Annotated in this window: 14 protein-coding genes; 1 reads left to right on the plus strand and 13 read right to left on the minus strand. The window is 62.1% G+C overall.

Features of this window, described 5'->3' with window-relative positions; translation table 11 throughout:
• Positions 1-144: 144 nt before the first annotated feature.
• The 6 genes from DL891_RS09575 to DL891_RS09600 form a co-directional block, all read right to left on the minus strand.
• A complete protein-coding gene (locus DL891_RS09575; protein WP_111720213.1) occupies positions 145-1206 on the minus strand; it encodes an acyl-CoA dehydrogenase family protein in 1062 nt (353 codons plus the stop codon).
• Positions 1203-2363, minus strand: a complete 1161-nt coding sequence (locus DL891_RS09580; protein WP_111720214.1) for an acyl-CoA dehydrogenase family protein — start codon at positions 2361-2363, stop codon at positions 1203-1205. The genes DL891_RS09575 and DL891_RS09580 overlap by 4 nt, the downstream gene beginning before the upstream one ends.
• 93 nt (positions 2364-2456) lie before the next feature.
• Positions 2457-3620: a CaiB/BaiF CoA-transferase family protein gene (locus tag DL891_RS09585; RefSeq protein WP_111720215.1), complete on the minus strand. Its 1164-nt coding sequence runs from the start codon at positions 3618-3620 to the stop codon at positions 2457-2459.
• Positions 3621-3722: 102 nt separating this feature from the next.
• On the minus strand, positions 3723-4562 hold the full coding sequence (locus tag DL891_RS09590; protein WP_157962463.1) for a p-hydroxycinnamoyl CoA hydratase/lyase: 840 nt from the start codon (positions 4560-4562) through the stop codon (positions 3723-3725).
• A 110-nt stretch (positions 4563-4672) separates the two neighbouring features.
• The gene (locus DL891_RS09595) at positions 4673-6178 is read right to left on the minus strand and encodes an aldehyde dehydrogenase family protein (protein WP_111720217.1); all 1506 of its coding nucleotides are present in this window, start codon (positions 6176-6178) and stop codon (positions 4673-4675) included.
• Complete coding sequence (locus DL891_RS09600) at positions 6175-6750, minus strand: amino acid synthesis family protein (protein ID WP_111720218.1); 576 nt, start codon at positions 6748-6750, stop codon at positions 6175-6177. The genes DL891_RS09595 and DL891_RS09600 overlap by 4 nt, the downstream gene beginning before the upstream one ends.
• A 365-nt stretch (positions 6751-7115) precedes the next feature.
• On the opposite strand from DL891_RS09600, the gene DL891_RS09605 reads away from it, so the two are divergent.
• A complete protein-coding gene (locus tag DL891_RS09605) occupies positions 7116-8054 on the plus strand; it encodes a LysR family transcriptional regulator (protein ID WP_198668838.1) in 939 nt (312 codons plus the stop codon).
• Between the two features lie 26 nt (positions 8055-8080).
• On the opposite strand, the gene DL891_RS09610 is transcribed toward DL891_RS09605, so the two are convergent.
• The 7 genes from DL891_RS09610 to DL891_RS09640 form a co-directional block, all read right to left on the minus strand.
• Positions 8081-9241, minus strand: a complete 1161-nt coding sequence (locus DL891_RS09610) for an amidohydrolase family protein (RefSeq protein ID WP_111720220.1) — start codon at positions 9239-9241, stop codon at positions 8081-8083.
• Between the two features lie 47 nt (positions 9242-9288).
• Positions 9289-10407, minus strand: a complete 1119-nt coding sequence (dapC, locus tag DL891_RS09615; protein WP_111720221.1) for a succinyldiaminopimelate transaminase — start codon at positions 10405-10407, stop codon at positions 9289-9291.
• Between the two features lie 95 nt (positions 10408-10502).
• Positions 10503-11708 (minus strand): M20 family metallopeptidase, encoded by a 1206-nt coding sequence (locus DL891_RS09620; protein WP_111720222.1) that lies wholly within the window; start codon positions 11706-11708, stop codon positions 10503-10505.
• A gap of 8 nt (positions 11709-11716) precedes the next feature.
• Positions 11717-12790: an ABC transporter ATP-binding protein gene (locus DL891_RS09625; protein WP_111720223.1), complete on the minus strand. Its 1074-nt coding sequence runs from the start codon at positions 12788-12790 to the stop codon at positions 11717-11719.
• Positions 12783-13850, minus strand: a complete 1068-nt coding sequence (locus DL891_RS09630; protein ID WP_111720224.1) for an ABC transporter ATP-binding protein — start codon at positions 13848-13850, stop codon at positions 12783-12785. The genes DL891_RS09625 and DL891_RS09630 overlap by 8 nt, the downstream gene beginning before the upstream one ends.
• On the minus strand, positions 13847-14860 hold the full coding sequence (locus DL891_RS09635; RefSeq protein WP_111720225.1) for an ABC transporter permease: 1014 nt from the start codon (positions 14858-14860) through the stop codon (positions 13847-13849). The genes DL891_RS09630 and DL891_RS09635 overlap by 4 nt, the downstream gene beginning before the upstream one ends.
• A 7-nt stretch (positions 14861-14867) precedes the next feature.
• The gene (locus tag DL891_RS09640) at positions 14868-15737 is read right to left on the minus strand and encodes an ABC transporter permease (RefSeq protein WP_157962464.1); all 870 of its coding nucleotides are present in this window, start codon (positions 15735-15737) and stop codon (positions 14868-14870) included.
• Positions 15738-15797: the final 60 nt, after the last annotated feature.

Genomic DNA, 15797 nt, shown 5'->3' on the forward strand with positions numbered 1-15797 from the left:
GACCACGGAATCTGGACGGGTATCGGCCTCCGGGACGCCCGTCCCACAGGGGCGGACACCGCGACGGTCGGGACGCGTGGACTGGGCTGTAGTTGACTGCAGCGCCAGGGACAGCCCGCCGCATTCAACCCTTCCTGATCAGACTCAGTGCTCGCCCAGGATCACTCGCGACCAGAGTGCGTTCGGCCCGGTTTCGATGACCCTGCTGCCGAGTCGCACTGCGAGCTCCGCCTCTGTTCCGTCTTCGTCGCGCCACGCCCACAGGCGCCTCGTGCTCAGGTTGAGCGAGTACTCCTTCGTGAAGCCGATGGCTCCGTGAACCTGGTGACCCAGGGTGGTGACGACACCGGCGCTCGAGCCGGCGCGAATCTTCGCCGCGGGCTGTGCCAGCGACGCATCCCCTCCGCGTCCGGCCACCGCCGTCACCGCGGCGTCGACCGCAGCCCGCGCACAGACCACTTCGCCGGCCATCGATGCCAGGTAGTGGCGCACGACCTGCAGGCGTGCGAGAGGTCTGCCGAACTGGACCCGCTCCTTCACATAGGACAGGGAGAGATCAAGAACACGCTCCATGGCGCCCACCATCAGGGCGCTGCGCGCGAGGGCGGCTCGGTCCTGCACGTCCGCCACGCGCAGTCCGGTCACTGTCGACCAACGCGGCTGCGGCAGCTCGAGCAGTCGCACGGTGTCCCTCGGCTCGCCCGCCATGTTGGTGCCGTGCTCGATCTCAAGGTGTTCGGCCGTCTCGTCGACGTCCACCAGACCAATGGCGAGCCCGCCCGGGCGCTCTGCGTAGACCACGAAGTGACTCGCCGCTCGCGCCCAGGGAACGATCGGGATGACTCCCGACATTCGTTCGGCACCGATCCCCGCCAACGCAGAAACCTCGAGGGCGGCAAGCGGGCCAGCCGGGATCATGTGGCCGGCCGCCGCCGCCAGCCAGGCTCCGATCAGCGAAGACTCGGCGATCGGTGCGCACGCAGAGTGGTACCCCGCAAGGCGCACCACCGAGATGGCATCCGCCAGCGTCCCCCCACCCCCTCCGAGCGCTTCTGCAACATCGATGGAGGTGAGCCCCAACGAGGAGAACTCTTCCCAGAGCGTGGCAGACCACGTTCCTTCCGAAGCCTCGACCGATCCGACATCCGAGTGTTCGCCCAGAACGTCATTCACAGCCTGTTCCAGAAGTTCCTGCTCGCCCGTCACAGCCCCAACCCCTTCGCCACTATCCCGCGTAACACTTCATTTGTCCCGCCTCGAAACTTTCCGCCGGGGTTGAGCAGCACAGCCTCTTCATACCGCGCGGCGAGGGACGGATTCTGCGCCCGCTGCACGGGTGAGAACACCGCGCGCGTGACTTCCGGCACTCGCTGCTCGAACCGGGTCCCCGTGTCCTTGACCAGCGCCGCGGGAATGCTGGGGTTCTCTCCTGCTTCGATCGCCGTGGCGATGGTCAGTGACATCCGGCGCAGGGCAATGAAATCTGCGACGAGCTCACCGACCGCCTGAACCCCCTGAGGAGTCGGCGCGGCGGCAACCGCTGCCACCAATTCTTCCAGGAGCGGGAAGTTGCTCATGAAGCGCTCCGGGCCGCTTCTCTCCAGGGCGAGCTCAGCAGAGATCTGACTCCAGCCAGCGCCCTCCTCACCGAGAAGGAGGTCGTCGGGGACAAAGACATTGTCAAACATCACTTCGTTGAAGTGGTGCGAATTGTCGAGGATGCGTATCGGTCTGACGATCACGCCCGGGGAGGTCAGGTCAACGATGAGCTGACTGAAGCCCGCGTGCCGGTCATCCTGGCTCTGGCTGGTGCGGCAGAGGACGGTGATGAAGTGGCACTGATGGGCGTGGCTCGTCCATGTCTTTGTTCCGTTGAGAATCCAGCCGCCGTCAGCACGCCGTGCCCGGGTGACCAGGCTCGAGAGGTCGGAGCCGGCCTCTGGTTCGCTGATGCCCAGCGCGAAGTAGATTTCACCGGCTGCCATTCCGGGGAGAAAGCGTTGCCTCTGTTCCTCGGTGCCGAACCGCAAGAACCCGGGTCCGCTCTGACGGTCGGAGACCCAGTGCGCAGCCACCGGGGCGCCCGCCGCCAAGAGCTCCTCGGTCACGACGAAGCGCTCCAGGACGGATCTCTGGTGCCCGCCGTACTTCGTGGGCCAGCTGATCCCCAACCAACCACGCTCTCCCAGCGCCGCACTGAAGGCCGGGTCGAAGCCTGTGTGCCAGGCGTCGCAATGCGGAATGAAGGTCCCTTTTGCGCGCTCGGCGGTGAGGAACTCGCGAACTTCGCTCCTCAGCTGAACAGCAGCTGCTGGCAGGTCGATATCCGGCAGGTTCAGTAGGGCGGACACTCCATGATTCATTGATGACTCCTTACGAGGCCATGGTGTGGTGGACCACAGGTCGACCACTGCTGAATTGCTGGGGGCTGCTTCCAGCCGCTGTGCGGCTGGGCGTCAGGCGATGACTCCCTGATCCCTCAGGCGCTCAATGTCGTCCGGGGAGTAGCCGATTTCGGACAGTACTCGGTCGGTGTCTGCGGCGAACACCGGCGGGCTGGCCATTTCGCTGCTGAGGCTCTCCAACCGCACGCCTCGCCCCGCCACCTTTTCACCGCCGTCGAGGGTTTCCTCCACCTGCAGCTCCTTGACCTGCGGATGGTCGAAGACCTCTCCCGTTCCAAGTACGGGCCCAGCCGGCAGATCGACCTCGGCGAACCGAGTCAGCCAATGAGCGCGATCCCGTGTCGCCAGAACTGGCTTCAGCTCGGCATGGATCTCGTGATAGCCGTCGACGCGATTCTGATAGTTGTTGAACCGAGGGTCGTCCTGAAGGTCAAGGCGATCGGTCGCTTCCAGAAGGCGAAACCAGAATTTCTCGGGGGATGAGAGGTGAATCACCAACGGCTTGTCGTCCGAGGCCAGGAAGCCGTAGGACTGGGACTGTCGCGGTCGGGTCAGCGTATCCTGCGGAACCCCGGTCGTGAAGTAATGTGCCGCCGGTTCGGCGAGAAAACTAATGGTCGCTGCCAACATCGAGGTCTCTACGCGTTGTCCGCGTCCGGTTCGCGTCCGCTCGAGCAGGGCGGCCTGGATCCCATATGCGGCCATCAGGCCTGTGATCGAGTCTGACAGTGCCGGCCCCAGCGGCTGCGGCTGCTCGGGCGCTGAGAATTGGCTCATCAGGCCGCTGAGCCCCTGCCCGATGGCGTCATACATGGGCACGGTCGCCAAGGGCCCCGAATCGCCGGCGCCCGTGATGGAGCAGTAGACCAGCTGCGGGCAGGCATCCTTGACGGACGCGTAGTCGAGCCCCAGTCTCGCCATGACTCCGGGGCGGAAGTTCTCGATATACACATCCGCTGTGGCGAAGATCCGCAGCAGTGCGGCCCTGCCTTCGTCGGTGCGCACGTCCAGCGCGACCGAGCGCTTTCCGCGATTGTAGGCGAGGAATCGAGCGGATACCCCGGGACCGGCGTTGCGGAACGGATCGCCACCATCAGGAGACTCGATCTTGATGACCTCGGCGCCCAGATCCGCCAGAAGCATCGATGCGTAGGGTGCGGTGATGAAGCGTCCCGCCTCTACTACGCGAATCCCATGAAGCGGGCCGTGGGTCATGTTCCTACCTCTTCGCACCGGGGCCCGTGCCGTTGCCGGCGAACGGGCCCCCGTGCATCCATCTAGTGAATCGAACTGTTGTTGTGAACTGAGCAGCGTCAGTTACTCCGCGGTGCTCATCGGGTACGGGTCGTGGGCCGGCCGGTACGACTTCTCGTCGACGAACGCGGACAGCCCGGTGTCGTACCCGCGGTTGGAGTCTGTGGCCTTCAACTGCGTGAACTTCGCACTCATGTAGTCGAACGACTGATCGAAGTCCATGCCGCGCTTGATCGCCCGGTACACCTGCTTGGTCGCAACCACGACGTTCTGGTTCTTCTTCATCATTTCTTCGGCAAAGGCCTGCGTCCTGGCTTTCAGCTCAGCAGACGGAACGGCGAAGTTCGCGAGCCCCAACTCGACTGCCCGGGCGCCATCGAAGCGCTCACCCGTCATGCAGTAGTAGAGACCGGCACGGTAGCCCATGGCCTCAACGACAGCCTTGCTGACCATTCCGCCGGGGATGATTCCCCAGTTGACCTCGGAAAGGCTGTACTGTGCCTCATCGGAGGTAATGGCGAAATCGCAGGCGATGAAGTGGGTGAAAGCCCCACCGACACACCAGCCGTCGACCATGGCGATGGTGACCTTGGGGAAGTTCCACAGGCGCTCCCAACGCCATTTGCCGTAACGCTGCTCCTGGCGGAAGCGCTCTGCCGGGTCGTTCTCGAGGCCGCGGAAGGTCTCCTTCAGGTCCTGGCCGGCGGAAAAGACGCCGCCTTCGCCGGCGATGACCACGATCTTGACATCGTCGTCGAGTTCCAGCTCATCGAAGGCTTCGCTCATGTCGCGGTGAACCTGCGGGCTCATGGCGTTGCGCTTCTCTGGACGGTTGATGTAGACCCACGCGATCCCATCGCCGTTGCGTTCGATCTTCACGGTGGAAAGTAGCTTTTCGGTCAAGATGTTTTCCCTTCGGTAATTTAAATGTTCCTAGCCAAGATGCTCGAGCGCGCCACCTCCGCACTCCGGATGGGGAGTCGTGAACAGGCGCACACCAGTTCAGGCGGTTTTCACTGCCCCAGTAACATGTGGATGGTCTTCTGGCGCGTGTAGCTGACGAGCTCCTCGACGCTTTCTTCCCGGCCGACGCCTGAATTGCTGATGCCGCCGAACGGGGTGCCCGCGAAATGTGCGGCCGTGTCATTGATCCAGACGTAGCCGCAGGTGAGTTGATGGGCCAGTCGATGCGCCCGCTTCACGTCATTCGTCCACACCGCAGCGGTGAGTCCGAAGTCCACACCGTTCGCGATGGCAAGGGCCTCGGCCTCATCGGACCAGCGGATCACCGAGAGAATCGGGCCGAAGACCTCTTCTTGCGCAATCCGCATCTGGGGCGAGACATGGTCGAACACCGTCGGCTCGAGGTAGTACCCCGGCCCCTCCGGCAGCTGCTCCGGGTATTTGCCGCCGGCAATGAGCTCGGCCCCTTCGTCCAGCGCGACCTGGATGTAGTCGAGTGATTTCTTGTATTGGGGCTCGCTCGCGAGGGTGCCCATCTGGGTGTCTGGAGAGAGCGGGTCACCGATACGAATCTGTCTGATGATGCTCAGCAATTCGGCGACCACCTCATCCGCGATGGACTCGTGGACGAGCAGTCGCGTCGTGGAACTGCACGACTGGCTCTGCCAGCCCATGAAGTTCATGCCTTTGACAGCGCCTGCTGCGGCCTCTTTCGGATCCGCATCAGGGCACACGATCATGGCGTTCTTGCCCCCGAGCTCCAAGGTGATGTCCTTGAGAGTGTGTTCGGCGGCTTCGCGCTGGATCGATCGGCCGGTCTGGACGCTGCCGATGAAACCGATCCGTTTGATCTCCGGGTGCCGCACGATTGCCCGCGGAAGATCGGCACCCTTCCCGACCAGAACGCTCAGCAGGCCCTTCGGCAGCACCTCCGAGAAGAGCTCCCCCATCCGCAGCGCCGACAGGGGGCTCACGTCTGAGGGCTTCAGAATGACCGCGTTGCCCGCAACGAGCGGTGCGGCTATCTTCTGAAGAGCGAAGCTCACCGGGTGGTTGAACGCAACGATGCGCGCGACGACTCCGTAGGGTTCCCGCAGCGTGTAGTGAAGATGGGTGTTGGTGGCGGGCAGCGTCTCCCCACCCAAGGCGGATGCCATGTCGGCCATGAAGTCGATCATGTCGATCCCGAAGTCGACATCAGGCATCATCGAGGAATAGGTGTTGCCCACGTCGACGGCGTCGAGAGCCGCCAACTCCGAGCGGTGCTCTCGTGCAATTCGCCCCAGCTCGCGAACAATGGCTCCGCGCTCACGAACGGAACGCCGGCCCCACTCGATGGCGGCGATTCGGCCCTGTTCGAATGCGGCCTCGACGTCGTCCGCGTCGCCGTCCGGCACCTGGCAGATGATGTCGCCGGTCACCGGGCTGGGGTTGTCGAAGCGCCGTCCGCTGATGGCTGGGCGGCGCTCACCTCCGATGATGAGCTGCCAATCGTGGTTCTTTGCCCACTCCGCCACGCCGGCTGGGGACTGGTCTGTGAGCGTGATCACGCTCATCGAAGGCCGCCACCTTGTATCTCGCTGGGGAGGAGTCCTCCGGAGCGCTCATGAACTCGGGCGCCGGTGGACACCGCCACGCAGATCATGATTTCATCGGGCCGAGGCCCATCTGGGGCGACGAGGGTGATGGCGTCATAGTGTGAACGGACATAGAGCGCGTCCTTGTGCGCCAGCGGAAGATCGATGCTGGTGCCGGCCGCGCCGACCTTGGTGACCGACGAAACCCAGGCCTCGCCGCCACCGACAGTTTCGCGCAATGCGTCGCCGAAGACCGAGGTGACGCAGGCGACAACGTGCTCCTGCTCGCCATTCACCCCGACGATGCCGCCCTTGCCGTAGCTCGCGGCCGCGCGCCCATCGAGCAATTTGAGAGCACGTCGGCCCAGTTCACGGCCGAGCTGTGGGCTGGGGGAGATGAGTGGTGAGAGATCCTTTTCGTAGCGGCCGGCGAACGGGTTCGCAAAAAGGACCCCCACTGCGGCCTTCAGAAGCGGTTCGGCCAGAGGCTCTCCGCCGTCATGATGCACTTCCTCCACGTGACTCACCCAATTACGAATTGCATAGTTCATTGACGTGACACTGCCTTTCCAAAGTCTTGCCACTATTCAATCGTGCCCACCCCGGGCCGAGGAAGACGATGTTTCCTATGAGCGACATAGTCGGCTTCTATCCTCCGCGGATTCGAACGATGGGGCAGCGCGCTTCGAGCGCGACGTCCTCTAGCGTAGGGCTCTTCGAATCGCTGTGTTCTTCTGCGCGGCGCTTCACCGGCGTTCAGAATACGCACCACTTGCGGTGGCCGACCCCGCCTCTGGTGCGCAGGGGCCCAGCCGGCAAGCTGGCACGGGTGGTGCAGTGGCGACATGTTAAGCTTTTGGGGTATGCAGCGTTGAGTGGGTCGACCAAATCGACACAAGAACAGGGGTCGACGAGAATGGATGCGTCACGAGGTGGACCGGCAACGCGACGTGTCGATTTGCGACGGGTCGACCTGAACCTCTTGGTCAGTCTGCACTACCTCTTGGAAGAGTGCCAGGTCACCGCAGCCGCCGCCCGGATGTCGATCAGTCAACCGTCGATGAGCGCATCGCTCTCTCGCCTGCGGTACCTTCTGGATGACCCGCTCATGGTTCGGGCCGGACGAAAGCTCGTTCTCACCCCGCTCGCTCAGAGCCTGGTGGAGCCTGTTGCCGAGATCCTCCGAGATATCGAACAGACGCTGTCGGCGCGACCCACCTTCGACCCCCGCACAGACGCGCGTCAGTTCATTGTGGCGACCACGGATTACATCACCCTGGTGCTGCTGAAAAAGCTCGTCACCGAACTCGCCTTCTCCACGGAATTGCACCTCGAGATCCAACCGGTATTGGCCAGTCATGTCGAGGATCTCCGGCAGGGCCGAATCGATCTGATCATCGCCCCCAGAGAGGTCATCGGAGATCTTGATGATCTGGTCGGGGTGAATCTCTTCAAGGACCGATTCATCGGCATGGCGAGCGCCAAGAATACCGACGTGGATGACCTCACGGTAGAGAAGTTCAGCCAGCTGTCGTATCTTGCCTATCGTTCCGACGGGGCGCGATCCAATGTCGACCGACAGTTTGACGCCTTGGGCGTGGCGCTCAACGTCGAGATGACAACGGAGAGTTTTGTCGTCGTCCCCTTGCTCGTCGCTGAAAGCAACTTCATCTCCATGATTCATGAGCGCCTGGGTCGGGTCATGGCGGACTTCGTGGAACTGCGCTTCTTCGAATCCCCAATCCCCTTGTCGTCCATCACCCAGACCATCTATTGGCACCCCCGGCGCTCGGATGATCCGGGCCATCGGTGGCTTCGTGAGAAGATCATCGCGGAGGCACGAAGCCACCGCTAGCCGCAGGCCACCACAGGATGTTCGGGTCAGTCCAGCGCAACCGCTCGCTTGCCGGCTGGCGTGTTGCGACTTCTGGTGACACGCAGCTCACCCCGCGAGATCACCATCGTCACCGCCGGCAGGTCCCCGATCGCGAGCGCATCGAACGCCGAATCTGCGCGTGACCCGAGCGGGGCATCGAGCGCCACGAGGTTTGCGGGTCGGCCGACTTCCAGCAGCCCTTCCTCCAGTCCGTACACAGCGCTGACGTTTCCGGTGGCTGCGCTCACGGCCTGTTCTGGAGTGAGCGGACCCAGAGAACACAACTCCGCCATTTGACGGAGCATGCCGAGCGGAATCACGCCGGTCCCTGTCGGAGTGTCGGTGGCAATCATGATCCGGTGAAACTGGGCTTGCTGCAATGCCTGCTCAGCGATGTCAATTGCCGACCGCAGGTTGCCGGCATGAACGAGCTGCAGGGCGATTTCATCACTCTCACTGACGATCCTCGCGTTCTCCTCTGGGGTCAGCGACGTGGGTCCGCCGTTGATGTGCCCAGCGATATTCGGGTTCATCTCGAGCAGCACATCGACAGCGATCTTGTCCATGCTGCCCGGAATCGATCCGCCGCCAGAATGACACATCACGACGATGCCGGCCTTCCGTGCGGAATGAACCATGGGGATGTACTCCTCGGGGCTGTTGAACGCCCCGAAACCACCTTTCGCCAGCCAGACACCGGCTTGTCTCAGCTCAACGAAGTCTGCGTCGCTCAGACCGGGCTCGAGAATCACCGAGCCACCGTGCACGGTCATTCCTCCGGGAAAATAGTTGCGGTAGCTGTGATGCGCTGCGATCGCGAGTGCCTTGATCCCGACCACGTCCGTGGGCCTTCCCGGCACGTGAACTTCTGACGCGGAGATGGAGGTCGTGGTGCCACCGTGAACGTAGCTTTCAAGGAAGCCGACGGTGTTCTGCCGCGGCGTGTAGTCACCGAAGGTCGTGTGCACGTGAGAGTCGATCAGCCCGGGAATTACAGTCATCCCCCGCACGTCGATCGTTTGCGGGTGATCCCCGCTGGCGACGTCGCTGGTTTGCCCTATCCATGCGATCCGTCCGTCCTTGATGACGATCGCGTCACCTGCCAACGACTCCCCTGCGAAGTTCCCGGTGTGGGACCTGCCGATATTGACCACCGCGACTGTCATTGCTGCTCCTCTTGCCGTTCCGAATCGTGCACTTTCACATCCACCGATCAGACGCGAAGGCGTCTGGTGGCCTCCGCCACAGCCGAATCTGAAGCGGTGAGTGAGAGGCGCACATGGTTGCGCCCAGAAGTTCCGTAGATTTCGCCGGGCACACAGACGATTCCGAGGCGAGCGAACCAGTCGGCGATCTGCCAGCAGTCTTCGCCGGCGCGGCTCAGCCACAGGTAGAGCCCGCCCTCGGAATACTTAACGGTGAAGCCCGCTGCCAGCACTGCAGGCTTGATGCTCGCGAGACGATCCAGATACAGTTCTCGCTGTACGAGCACGTGGTCTTCGTCGAGAAGTGCTGCGGTCATTGCCGCCTGCACCGGCCCTGGCACCATCTGGCCCATGTGCTGGCGATAATCCAGCAGCGCGGCGATCAGTGTGGGGTCGCCTGCGAAGAACCCAGCGCGGTAGCCCGCAAGATTGGATCTTTTTGATAGCGAATTGATTACCAACAGCCCGGTCGGATCGTCGTCGCACACCGCGGAATCCAGAATCGAGACTGCGGGGCGATCCCAGCCGAAATCCAAATAGCATTCGTCGCTGACGAGCAGCGTCTTCGTTGCTCTCGCTCGCGAGACCAGAGTTCGCAGTTCAGCAACATCGAGTATCCGACCTTCAGGGTTGCTGGGTGAGTTGATCCAGAAGACAGCGACATTCTCGGTATCCACCTCCATCGGGTCTGAATAGCGGTGCGGAGTCGCGCCGACAGCCAACGCACCGATCTCATACGTCGGGTAGCCGATGTCGGGAAAGGTAATGGTGTCGTTCGAGTTCAGTCCGAGAAACGCGGGCAGTTGCCCGATCGCTTCCTTGGATCCGATAGTGGGAAGAACCATTGTGGCGTCGAGACAGCGCACGCCTTTGCGGGAGTAGTAATTCACAATTGCTTCGCGAAGCTCGCTTGTGCCGGCGATGGCGGGATAGCCGGGAGCATCCGCAGCCTTCGCCAGCGCGTCGCGGATGATCGCCGGCGTCGGGTCAACGGGCGCCCCGATCGCCATATTCACGACGCCGTCCGGGTGAGACCCCGCCACCTTTCTCAAAGGCGCCAGATGCGACCAAGGGAATTCAGGAAATAGCTTGTTGCTCAGGGTCGCAGACCAGCGCGGAGGCGTCATGTCGTCCTTCTCGATTGTAGAAATTGGTCACAAATTCGTGGCGAAAGTCAGTCATCCCGACGCCACGGGGCAACGCAGTCGGGAGTTCTGTTTCTTCACGCGGTTTCTCGGGAGTGGCGTAGGGCCAACTCGGCGAGGAATGCCGAGGTGCGCTCGAGTATGGCGTCGTCGAAGACGACCTGTGGGGAGTGTCCGGGCGCAGCCTTCTCGTGGTCGCCAAGCGCTGCTCCGACCCCGAAGTAGGCAGAGGGAGCATGTTGCATGACGTAGGCGAAGTCATCACCGCTACCCGCGGGGGTCGTGCTCTGAATGAAGTTCTCGGCACCGAAGAGGTCTGTGACGACATCTTTGGCGAACTCGAACTCGTTCGGATCATTGACGCAGCCCGGGTACCCGGGTACGTAGTCGATCTCCACCTCAAGGCCGTGCGCATCAGCGATTCCGCGCACGACGCGAGGCACGATTTCGGCGATGAGCGACCTGGTCGATTCGGAGAACGATCGGATCGTTCCGCCGAATTCGACGACCTCGGGGATCACGTTGTCCTTCGAGCCACCGATGAACCGGCCGACGGTCAACACCAACGGGTCGAAAATGTTGAAGGAGCGTGTGATCTGCGCCTGAAGGGCAAGCACCATTTCGCACGCCGCCGGCAGCGGATCTTTACACCTAGCCGGCGCCGAGGCGTGACCGCCAGCGCCCTTCACTCGCACGGAGAATTCATCGCAGTGAGCACAGATTGTCCCGGGCATGCTTCGGAATACGCCGAACGGGAGCCCCTGAGTGTGAACGTGGACGCTGTAGGCGGCGTCGATTGGACGCCCGGCCGCTTCGAGCAGGCCTTCGTTGATCATCGGGAGCGCGCCGCCCGGATCCTCTTCGCCGGGCTGGAACATGAAGATCACGTCACCCGCGATCTCTTTCCGCATCGCGGACAGGATTTTTGCCGCGCCCACCAGACCGGCGGAATGAAGATCGTGACCGCAGGCGTGCATGGCGCCTTCATGAGTGCTCGAGTAGTCGACACCAGAATCTTCAGTCACGGGCAGTGCATCCATGTCGCCACGCAGGAGGACGACCCGACCGGGGCCCTCTTTCTCCCCGCGCAGCACCGCAACGATTGAGTTGAGTTCCCGGCCAACGGTGATCTCGAGCCCCAGGCCTTCGAGAGCATCAAGGAGAAGCTTCTGCGTCTTCGGCAGATCGAGACCGATTTCCGGCACCTGGTGCAACGCGCGTCGGAGGGCGACAAGTTCGGGGAGCAGGGTCTCTGCAAGGCCTAGAACGGCAGACTTCGTCATTGTTTCCTTCAGTTCGTCTTCTGGGTGCTTGTGTGGATCACGCGCATTGGCAAAGCGCTTGTCGAGGGAGGAGTGGTCGACGGAAAATGGCAGGCGATGAGATGCCCCGGTTCCGGTTCGGTCACCGGTGGCGCCTCGACGGCGCAGATGTCTTGGGCGATCGGGCACCGTGTCCTGAACACGCACCCCGAAGGAGGAGCTAAAGGGCTCGGCAGATCCCGCGACAGAACGATTCGCTCCCGGGATCTGGCAGCTGGGTCCAGGATCGGCACCGCGGAGAGCAGCGCATGAGTGTAGGGGTGCATCGGCCGGTTGAACACGACATCCATCGGGCCGCGCTCCATGATCTGCCCGAGGTACATGACCGCGACCTCATCCGCGATATGCCGCACGACTGCGAGGTCGTGCGCGATGAAGACGTAGGCGACCCCGGTCTCATCTTGGATGTCTTTGAGCAGATTCACGACCTGAGCCTGAATCGATGCGTCCAGTGCCGACACCGGCTCATCACAGACGATGAGTTTCGGGCTGAGGGCGATCGCACGCGCAACGCCGATCCGTTGCTGCTGCCCCCCAGAGAATTCGTGAGGATACCGGTTGTAGTGCTCCGGGTTCAGGCCGACGCGATCCATCAGGTCTTGAATGGCCAGACGCGTTCCACCCGGCGGGGTGACCTTCTGGATCCGGAACGGAGCGCTGAGGATCGTACCGATGGTCTGGCGGGAGTTCAGCGAGCCCTTGGGGTCCTGGAAGACCATTTGCATCTGTCTGCGCAGCATCCGCAGGCTCTCGCCCTTGACCCGAGTGATGTCCCTCCCGTCAAACTCGATCTTCCCTCCTGTCGGCTCGAGTAGACGCATGATGGTTCGACCCGCAGTCGACTTCCCACAGCCGGACTCGCCGACCACCCCGAGGGTCCGACCCGCGTGAACGTCCAGACTGATGCCATTCACCGCGTAGACAGTGGCGCCATTTCGCTGCAGAAGCCCCTTGCCCGGCAACGTGAAAAACTTCTCCAATTCGCGCACCTTGAGCAGGGGCTCGGCGGCTGCAGACGTTTTGATCGTAGCTTGCTCAGACATCGCGGCTTGGTTCCTGTGTGTCACGAGCGGTGGTTTTTGGAGTCAACGGCAGGAAGCATCGCACAGAGCGGCCTTCCGCGTGCGGGGTCAGTTGCGGTTCGGTCGTGAAACAGCCCGCTTCTTCTGACCGAAACGCGCATCGGGGATGGAATTTGCATCCTGGGGGCGGCATGAGCATCGACGGTGGACTTCCCGGGATGGCTTCCAAGCGCCTTTGAGTCGGGAGGTCGATGCGTGGCAGCGATCCAAGTAATCCAGCGGTGTACGGGTGCGCTGGTTGGGCAATCACTCTCTCGACTTCACCCACTTCAGCCACCGCGCCGGCATACATAATCAGCACTCGATCTGCAATCTCACCGACCACTCCAAGGTCGTGGGTGACCATGATCATCGCCGTACCGAGTTCAGCTTGGACCTGAACCATGAGGTTCAGAATTTGCAGTTGAATCGTAACGTCGAGTGCGGTCGTGGGTTCGTCAGCGATGAGAACTTTGGGCTCGTTCACCATTGCCATGGCAATCATCGCGCGTTGACGCATCCCTCCGGAGAACTGGTGAGGATACTCATCCACCCGGGTGCCGGGACTGGGAATGCCAACGAAATCGAGCACCTCCACGGCGCGGGCGCGCGCAACGCGGCGAGAGACCGGGCGATGCAATCGAATCGCCTCGATGATCTGATTCCCGATTGTGTAGTACGGGTGGAACGCCGACAACGGATCCTGAAACACCATTGCGATGTCGTTGCCCCGGATATGACGCAGCTCTCGTTCGGACATGGTGGTCAGTTCCCTGCCGTTGAACCGAACCGAACCTGTCACAGTGCCGTTGGTCTTCCGGTGCAGACCCATAATCGCCTGCCCCGTCACCGACTTTCCGGAACCGGATTCGCCGACGATCGCCAGCGTCTCTCCATGTGCAACCTCGAAGCTCACGTCGTTGACCGCCCGAACAGTGCCATCGGGGGTTTCGAAGCTCACAGACAACCGGTCCAGGGTGAGCAGGGGTTCATTCTCTTTTCTGGATGGTGTGGTCAGCGACGGTGCCACGATCGTGTTCATGCGTGCCTCACTCTCGGGTCGATGATCCCGTAGATCAAGTCCACGGCGAGGTTTGCCAATGTGTAGGCGGTTGCAGCGATGAGCACAACTGCGACGATTACCGGAAGGTCAACGTTGGTCACGGCATCTATGGCCAGCTGTCCAAGGCCGCGCAGGCCGAAGATCTGCTCCGTGACGATCATTCCGCCGAGTAGCCCCCCCAGGTCAAGGCCAGCCATAGTGATAACCGGCGTCAGCGAGGCGCGCAGCGCATGCTTGACGGTGATGCTTCGCTCCCGGACTCCCTTGGCCCTGGCTGTTCGAATGTAGTCTTCGCCCAGCGATTCGATCATGTACGCGCGGCTGAGCCGAACGTAGCCCGCCGCCAGGACGACGGCTAGGGCCGACCACGGCAGGATGAGGCCCGTGGCCCAGGCCAGGGGATCTTCGACGAAGGGTGTGTAGTAGGGGATGGGCAACCACCCCCAGCGGATCGAGATGAAGGTCAAAAAGAGTAGTCCGACGAAGAACGTCGGGAGTGAGTATCCGATGAGTGCTGCTCCGACCAAGCCTCGGTCTATCCAACTGCCTCGCCGTGTCGCAGCGAGAACTCCGGCTCCCACACCGACGATCATCCATAGCACGAAGGCACCGAGCGCCAAGGAGACAGTTACCGGTAAGGCATCCGCCACGAGGCTGGATACTTCTTTCTGCTTAAGGAAGGAGTAGCCCAAGCACGGGGCCTCGCATACGACAACTGTCTCAGGTGCCCGCTCGCGGAGGACGGGATCATCGGGATAGTACCGATCGGTGAACAGCCCCTTCACCATATTTGCGTATTGCACGGTTATCGGCTTGTCGAGGCCCATCGCTATCCGATTGGCTTCAAGCGTCTCTACAGTGCACTCGCGGCCGCAGGTCAGAGAAGCCGGGTCGTTGGGCGCCGCGAAGAAGATCCCGAACGTGATGATGCTGATGACGAACAGCATGCCAACCACCGCCGCGAGACGCCGGATAATGAGAGAAATCACGTTTCGATCAGCTCTTCCGATTGTCTTTGGGGTCAAGAACGTCGCGCAGACCATCTCCGAGCAGGTTGAAGCTCAAGACGATGATGGCCAATACCAGCCCCGGAAAGAGGAAGTAGGTGGGCATCACCGACGCGTATGAAACGGAATCGTTCAAGATGGAGCCCAACGATGCGGTCGGCGCCTGGATCCCGAGCCCGAGGAATCCCAATGTGGCCTCTGCGGCGATGTACTGCGGAATGACCAGCGTGGCGCAGATCAGCAGCGGCGCTGCAAGGTGCGGAAGGATCTCCCGAAAGTAGAGGTATGTCCTGCTTGCTCCGAGGGAGACTGCAGCCTCCACGAACTCACGTTCCCTCAATGAAAGAACCTGGCCGCGTACGATTCGCGCCGGGTACGGCCATCCGAATGCACCGAGCACCAGAACCATGAATGCGATCTGCGACGGCGGTCCGTCGGGAATGTGGAGTCGCTCATTGAGAACACCGACAAGGACCGGCGCGAGCGTCAGCAACATGAGCAACTGCGGAAAGCTGAGCACCAGGTCAATCAGCCTGCTGATGAACCAATCCACTTTGCCCTTGCTCAGGCCGGCGATAAGACCGAGCACTGTTCCAATGGTGAGACTCAGCAGGCTGGAGAGAATCGCGACGGCCATTGAGACGGTGAGGCCCGACACGATTCGGGAGAGGAGGTCGCGGCCCGTACCGGGCTCCACGCCCAGTGGATGGGCCCACGACATTCCGCCCCACGCACCCCCGGGTAAAGAGCCAATGCCTTTGACCAGTTCGGAGTTGAAGCCGATCGGGTCGATGACTCCCCAGTGCTGAAGCAATGGTGATCCCGCCGCGCCCAAAACGACGATCGTGCAGACCACCATCGCAACGACGGTGAGTCGGTCTCGACGAAGGCGTCGAAGGAACAGGCCGAATTGAGTACG

It is taken from the genome of Homoserinimonas sp. OAct 916 (genome assembly GCF_003260275.1).
Lineage (GTDB): Bacteria > Actinomycetota > Actinomycetes > Actinomycetales > Microbacteriaceae > OACT-916.

Bases quoted from the DNA above. Each gene is read 5' to 3' on its own strand.
- DL891_RS09580 (WP_111720214.1), bottom strand. From the start codon at position 2,363: ATGAATCATGGAGTGTCCGCCCTACTGAACCTGCCGGATATCGACCTG.
- DL891_RS09585 (WP_111720215.1), bottom strand. From the start codon at position 3,620: ATGACCCACGGCCCGCTTCATGGGATTCGCGTAGTAGAGGCGGGACGC.
- DL891_RS09595 (WP_111720217.1), bottom strand. From the start codon at position 6,178: ATGAGCGTGATCACGCTCACAGACCAGTCCCCAGCCGGCGTGGCGGAG.
- DL891_RS09600 (WP_111720218.1), bottom strand. From the start codon at position 6,750: ATGAACTATGCAATTCGTAATTGGGTGAGTCACGTGGAGGAAGTGCAT.
- DL891_RS09605 (WP_198668838.1), top strand. From the start codon at position 7,116: ATGGATGCGTCACGAGGTGGACCGGCAACGCGACGTGTCGATTTGCGA.
- DL891_RS09610 (WP_111720220.1), bottom strand. From the start codon at position 9,241: ATGACAGTCGCGGTGGTCAATATCGGCAGGTCCCACACCGGGAACTTC.
- dapC (WP_111720221.1), bottom strand. From the start codon at position 10,407: ATGACGCCTCCGCGCTGGTCTGCGACCCTGAGCAACAAGCTATTTCCT.
- DL891_RS09620 (WP_111720222.1), bottom strand. From the start codon at position 11,708: ATGACGAAGTCTGCCGTTCTAGGCCTTGCAGAGACCCTGCTCCCCGAA.
- DL891_RS09625 (WP_111720223.1), bottom strand. From the start codon at position 12,790: ATGTCTGAGCAAGCTACGATCAAAACGTCTGCAGCCGCCGAGCCCCTG.
- DL891_RS09630 (WP_111720224.1), bottom strand. From the start codon at position 13,850: ATGAACACGATCGTGGCACCGTCGCTGACCACACCATCCAGAAAAGAG.
- DL891_RS09640 (WP_157962464.1), bottom strand. From the start codon at position 15,737: ATGGTGGTCTGCACGATCGTCGTTTTGGGCGCGGCGGGATCACCATTG.